This is a genomic window from Streptomyces sp., from assembly GCF_050698815.1.
Lineage (GTDB): Bacteria > Actinomycetota > Actinomycetes > Streptomycetales > Streptomycetaceae > Streptomyces.
Map to the genome: position 1 here is coordinate 1 of NZ_JBOHCV010000417.1, position 5135 is coordinate 5135.

Here is a 5135-nt window from a genome sequence, read left to right on the forward strand (position 1 = left end):
TCCTCAGCCCGCTTCCTTGGTCACCAGCGCGACCGTCTCCTCGATGTCGTCCGTGACGTGGAAGAGGTCGACGTCCCGCCCGGACGCCTTGCCCTGGGCGATGACGGAGCCGCGCAGCCAGTCGAGCAGCCCCTGCCAGTAGTCGCTGCCGAAGAGGACGATCGGGAAGCGGGTGACTTTCCGCGTCTGCACCAGGGTCATCGCCTCGAACAGTTCGTCCAGGGTGCCCAGCCCGCCCGGCAGCACCACGAAGCCGCGCGCGTACTTCACGAACATCGTCTTCCGAACGAAGAAGTAGCGGAAGTTGACTCCGATGTCGACGTACTGGTTCAGCCCCTGCTCGAAGGGCAGCTCGATGCCGAGCCCGACCGACGTACCGCCCGCCTCCAGTGCCCCCCGGTTGGCGGCCTCCATCGCGCCGGGACCGCCGCCGGTGATCACCGCGAAGCCCGCCTCGGCGAGCGCGCGCCCGATCCGGACACCCGCCTCGTACTCCGGCGAGTCGGGGGGTGTACGGGCGGAGCCGAAGACGCTGATGGCCGGACCGAGTTCGGCGAGGGCGCCGAAACCCTCCACGAACTCCGACTGGATGCGCATCACCCGCCACGGGTCCTGGTGCACCCAGTCCGAAGGCCCGGTGGTGTCCAGCAGCCGCTGGTCCGTCGTCCCGGCCTGCACCTGCCCACGGCGGCGGACCACCGGGCCCAGACGCTGCTCCCGCGGACCCTGCTCCCGCGGCCCCTGCTCTCGCTCCGGGCTCATCCGTGCTCCCTCCGACTGCGATCTTTCCGGTTCAGCGTACGCAGGGAGAAGTCAGACAGAAGTAACACACAGCCAAATTCGGACTGTCGGCGCGGTGCCGCCCGCAAGGACCGGCTCCGGATCGGCCCTCAGGCCGTCAGCCAGCCGCGCAGCCGCTCCTCGCAGTGCAGGATCTTGGCCGTCTCCACCCGTTCGTCGCGCTTGTGCGCCAGGTTCGGATCGCCCGGGCCGTAGTTCACGGCGGGCACGCCGAGTGCGCTGAAGCGGGCGACGTCCGTCCAGCCGAACTTGGGCTGCGGCTCGCCGCCCACCGCTTCGATGAACGCCTTCGCCGCCGGGTGCGACAGGCCCGGCAGCGCGGCGCCCGAGCTGTCATCGACGGTCAGCTCCCACTCGCCGCACGCCGCGAAGACCTCCCGCACATGCGCCAGGGCCTGCTCCTCGCTGAGGTCGGGCGCGTAGCGGTAGTTGACGGTGACCGTACAAGCGTCGGGGATGACGTTGCCTGCGACGCCGCCCTCGACGCGGACGGCGTTCAGCCCCTCGCGGTACTCCAGCCCGTCGATCACCTTCCGGCGCGGCTCGTACGCGGCGAGCCGGGCCAGGATCGGGCTCGCGGCGTGGATGGCGTTGGCACCCATCCAGCTACGCGCGGTGTGTGCGCGCTGCCCGGTGGTACGCAGCTCGACGCGCAGGGTCCCCTGGCAACCGCCCTCGACCTGGCCGCTGGAGGGCTCCAGCAGTACCGCGAAATCACCGGCCAGCCAGTCGGGATGGGCGGCGGCGACATGGCCGAGGCCGTTGAGGTGGGCGGCCACCTCCTCGTTGTCGTAGAAGACGAACGTCAGGTCGCGGTTGGGGTCCGGCACGGTCGCCGCGATGCGCAGCTGCACGGCGACTCCGGCCTTCATATCGCTGGTGCCGCAGCCCCACAGCACCCCGTTCCCGTCGAGCCGGGACGGCACGTTGTCCGCGATCGGGACGGTGTCGAGGTGCCCGGCCAGGATGACCCGCTCGGGGCGGCCGAGCCGGGTGCGGGCGATGACGTTGTTGCCGTACCGGTCGACGGTCAGATGGGGCAGCGGGCGCAGCGCGGCCTCGACGGCGTCGGCGAGCGGCTGCTCGTTCCCGCTCTCCGAGGGAAGATCGACGAGCGCGGCGGTGAGCAGCGCGGCGTCCTGCTGCAGGTCGAGTTCTTGGCGCGGCATGAACACAGCCTACGGCCGGGCCGGTTTGGGGCACCGGCTACCTTGGTGCCCGTGTCCCCCTCCGATTCCACCCGCCCGAAGCGCCGAGCCAGGATCCTGCGCATCGCCGCCGCGTCCGTCGTGCTGCTGGCGATCGCCGGCTATGTGGCGGCGCAGTACGTCACCAGCCGGCCCGGTCCCGCCCAGTGCACGGTCAGAGCGGCCGGCAACGGCTCGGAGGGCGGCTACGCCATCAAGCCCGAGCAGGCCGCCAACGCCGCGACCATCGCGGCTGTCGCCTCCCAGCGCGAGCTGCCCGAGCGTGCCGTGACCATAGCGCTGGCGACGGCCATGCAGGAGTCGACGCTGCGCAACATCGCGCACGGCGACCGCGACTCGCTCGGCCTCTTCCAGCAGCGCCCGTCGCAGGGCTGGGGCAGCGAGGAGCAGATCAGTGATCCCGTGTACTCCTCGGGAAAGTTCTATGACCATCTGGTGCGGATTCCCGGCTATTCGCGGCTGCCGCTGACCGTCGCCGCGCAGCGCGTGCAGCGCAGCGGCTTCCCGCAGGCCTACGCGAAGCACGAGGCGAACGCGTCGCTGCTCACCGCGGCGCTGACCGGCCGCAGGGCCGCCGCGTTCACCTGCACGACGGGGCCGGGCGGCCCGGACGGCACGACGGGCAGCGCGGAGCGGGTACGGGAGCGGCTGGTACGGGAGTTCGGCGATGACGTGCTGTCCGCACAGGGGCGACCGACGTCGACGGCGGCCCGTGGCGTCAGCCTGCGCGAGAGCGACGCGGACTCGGAGCTGCGGGTCCCGGCCCGCGCCGGCCGGCACGGCTGGGAGCTCGCGCACTGGGCGATGGCGAACTCCGCGGAGCTGCACATCGCCCGGATCTCCTACCGCAACCGCGTCTGGGACGCGGCCAGTTCGGAGGAGGGCTGGCGTACGCGGGAGGGCGGCTCCGGCGGCTCGCCGGGCACTGGAGACACGTCGGTGACCGTACGGCTGGCGACTGGACAGTAGTACGGGCCGCTGCCACGCCAGTGCGGTATCCGCCACGTTCGAGGGAGTTGGGCCGACGAATGGTGGACGCCGCGCAGATCTGCGTACGGACACCGCCGCGCGGCCCCGAATCCCCGCCACCGCTGAGGCTTGACGTTTCTGCGACGGTCAACTCCGCGTCCTGAATGCCCGATTGGGATAGCGGATTATGCGACGCATTACCAATCCTTTACCTCCGCGGCCCGCAACTTTCCCCCCGCTCAGGGCGATAGGCACAGCGCCCGACCGGACGAGTCTTCCGGCCGGGCGGGCACGACCGTTTCCCTGGCAATTTCTCTCTCCGTCAAAGGAGCAACATGTCCCTCCCTCTCACGCGCCGGATCGCCAAGACCGTGCTGCTGGCGGCCGCGGGCGCCGCGTCCGTCGTGGGCACGGCCGGTGCCGCGAGCGCCGCCGAACTGCCGTCGACCCCCGACGTGGGCGGGCTGAGCAACCTGGACGGCGCGAAGGTCGGCAAGTCCATCGACGAGGCCTCGCGGGGCAGCAGTGAGATGGCCGCGAAGAGCGGCAGCGGCGCCCTCAAGGGCACCGTCCCGACCGCCGGCAAGACCGTGGGCGCCGCGGGCAAGACCGGCGCTCCGGCCGCCCAGAAGGTCGCGGGCAGCACCGCCGGCGGCGCCGGCAAGGCGCTCGGCGACACCGCTTCCGGGACCAAGGGCAACGCCCCCGCCGTGCAGGCGCCGACCAGCGGCCTGCCGACCGACGGCGTGGTCGGCAAGGGGCTGCCCCTGGGCCAGCTGCCCCTGAAGGGCCTGCCGCTCGGCTGATCCAGCCCGCACCAGCGCACGTGTACGCACGAAGGCCCCGGAGAGCTTGCTCCTCCGGGGCCTTCGTGCGGGTATTGGCACTGCGGGTCTTCGCAGGGGGTCAGGCCGAAAGTCGCCGCACAGCCGCCGCGACCCGCTCGTCCGTCGCCGTGAGCGCGACGCGCACGAATCGCTCCCCCGCCGTGCCGTAGAAGTCGCCCGGCGCGACGAGCACGCCCAGCTCTGCCAGGTCGCCGACGGTGTCCCAGCACGGCTCGTCCCGCGTCGCCCAGAGGTACAGCGACGCCTCACTGTGCTCGACGCGGAAGCCCCGCCCCGTGAGCGCCGTACGCAGCGCCGCGCGGCGGGCGGCGTAGCGCTCCCGCTGCTCCGCCACGTGCGCGTCGTCACCGAGCGCCGCCACGGTCGCCGCCTGGACCGGTGCGGGCACCATCATTCCGCCGTGCTTGCGGATCTGCAGCAGCTCGCCGAGCACCGCGGCGTCACCCGCCACGAAGGCGGCGCGGTAGCCGGCGAGGTTGGAGCGCTTGGAGAGCGAGTGGACGGCGACGATGCCTTCGTACGTACCGCCGCAGACCTCCGGATGCAGCACGGAGACCGGGTCGGCCTCCCAGCCGAGCTCCAGATAGCACTCGTCGCTGACCAGCAGCACCCCGTGCTCACGTGCCCAGGCGACCGCTCCGGCCAGTTCGTCCTTGCCCAGCACCCGGCCGGTCGGGTTGGACGGTGAGTTGAGCCACAGCAGGCGTACGCCGTCCGGGTCCAGCCCGGCGGGGGTGTCGTAGACGACGGGTTCGGCACGGGCGAGCCGTGCGCCCACCTCGTAGGTCGGATAGGCCAGCCGGGGGTGGGCGACGCGATCGCCGGGACCCAGACCGAGCTGGGTCGGCAGCCACGCGACGAACTCCTTGGAACCGAGGACCGGCAGCACGTTGCGGTGTGCCATGCCGGTCGCGCCCAGGCGGCGTTCGCACCACCCGGCGAGCGCGTCGCGCAGCCCGGCCGTGCCCCACACCGTCGGATAGCCGGGACGGTCGCTGGCGTCCGCGAGCGCGCGCTGGATCAGCTCCGGCACCGGGTCGACGGGGGTGCCCACGGAGAGGTCCACGATGCCGTCCGCGTGCGCGGCGGCGGTGGCCTTGTACGGCTCCAGCCGGTCCCACGGGAAATCGGGGAGCCGGCCGGAGACGGGTGACACGGGCACGGGATGACTCACTTTCTGCTCTGCGGTCCCCTACCGCGGCCCGGTGCCCGGTCCCGTACGGCAGCCGTACGGGACCACGGACGTGCGCGCCGCCCGGACCGCGAGGTCACTCGTCGTGGCTCTGCGGGGGCAGCGCGGCGATGACCG

5 protein-coding genes are annotated in these 5135 nt (G+C 72.3%); 2 read left to right on the plus strand and 3 right to left on the minus strand.

What is annotated here, in order from left to right:
- Positions 1-3 precede the first annotated feature (3 nt).
- Positions 4-762, minus strand: coding sequence for a TIGR00730 family Rossman fold protein (locus ACRDP3_RS15140; RefSeq protein ID WP_431517460.1), 759 nt, complete (start codon positions 760-762; stop codon positions 4-6).
- Between the two features lie 128 nt (positions 763-890).
- On the minus strand, positions 891-1970 hold the full coding sequence (dapE, locus tag ACRDP3_RS15145; RefSeq protein ID WP_431517461.1) for a succinyl-diaminopimelate desuccinylase: 1080 nt from the start codon (positions 1968-1970) through the stop codon (positions 891-893).
- Between the two features lie 42 nt (positions 1971-2012).
- Between dapE and ACRDP3_RS15150 the strand changes: the two genes are divergently transcribed.
- Complete coding sequence (locus ACRDP3_RS15150) at positions 2013-2978, plus strand: hypothetical protein (RefSeq protein WP_431517462.1); 966 nt, start codon at positions 2013-2015, stop codon at positions 2976-2978.
- Between the two features lie 335 nt (positions 2979-3313).
- A complete protein-coding gene (locus ACRDP3_RS15155) occupies positions 3314-3784 on the plus strand; it encodes an ATP-binding protein (RefSeq protein WP_431517463.1) in 471 nt (156 codons plus the stop codon).
- A 100-nt stretch (positions 3785-3884) separates the two neighbouring features.
- On the opposite strand, the gene dapC is transcribed toward ACRDP3_RS15155, so the two are convergent.
- Positions 3885-4982: a succinyldiaminopimelate transaminase gene (dapC, locus tag ACRDP3_RS15160; protein WP_431517464.1), complete on the minus strand. Its 1098-nt coding sequence runs from the start codon at positions 4980-4982 to the stop codon at positions 3885-3887.
- Between the last annotated feature and the right edge of the window lie 153 nt (positions 4983-5135).

Bases quoted from the DNA above. Each gene is read 5' to 3' on its own strand.
- ACRDP3_RS15140 (WP_431517460.1), bottom strand. From the start codon at position 762: ATGAGCCCGGAGCGAGAGCAGGGGCCGCGGGAGCAGGGTCCGCGGGAG.
- dapE (WP_431517461.1), bottom strand. From the start codon at position 1,970: ATGCCGCGCCAAGAACTCGACCTGCAGCAGGACGCCGCGCTGCTCACC.
- ACRDP3_RS15155 (WP_431517463.1), top strand. From the start codon at position 3,314: ATGTCCCTCCCTCTCACGCGCCGGATCGCCAAGACCGTGCTGCTGGCG.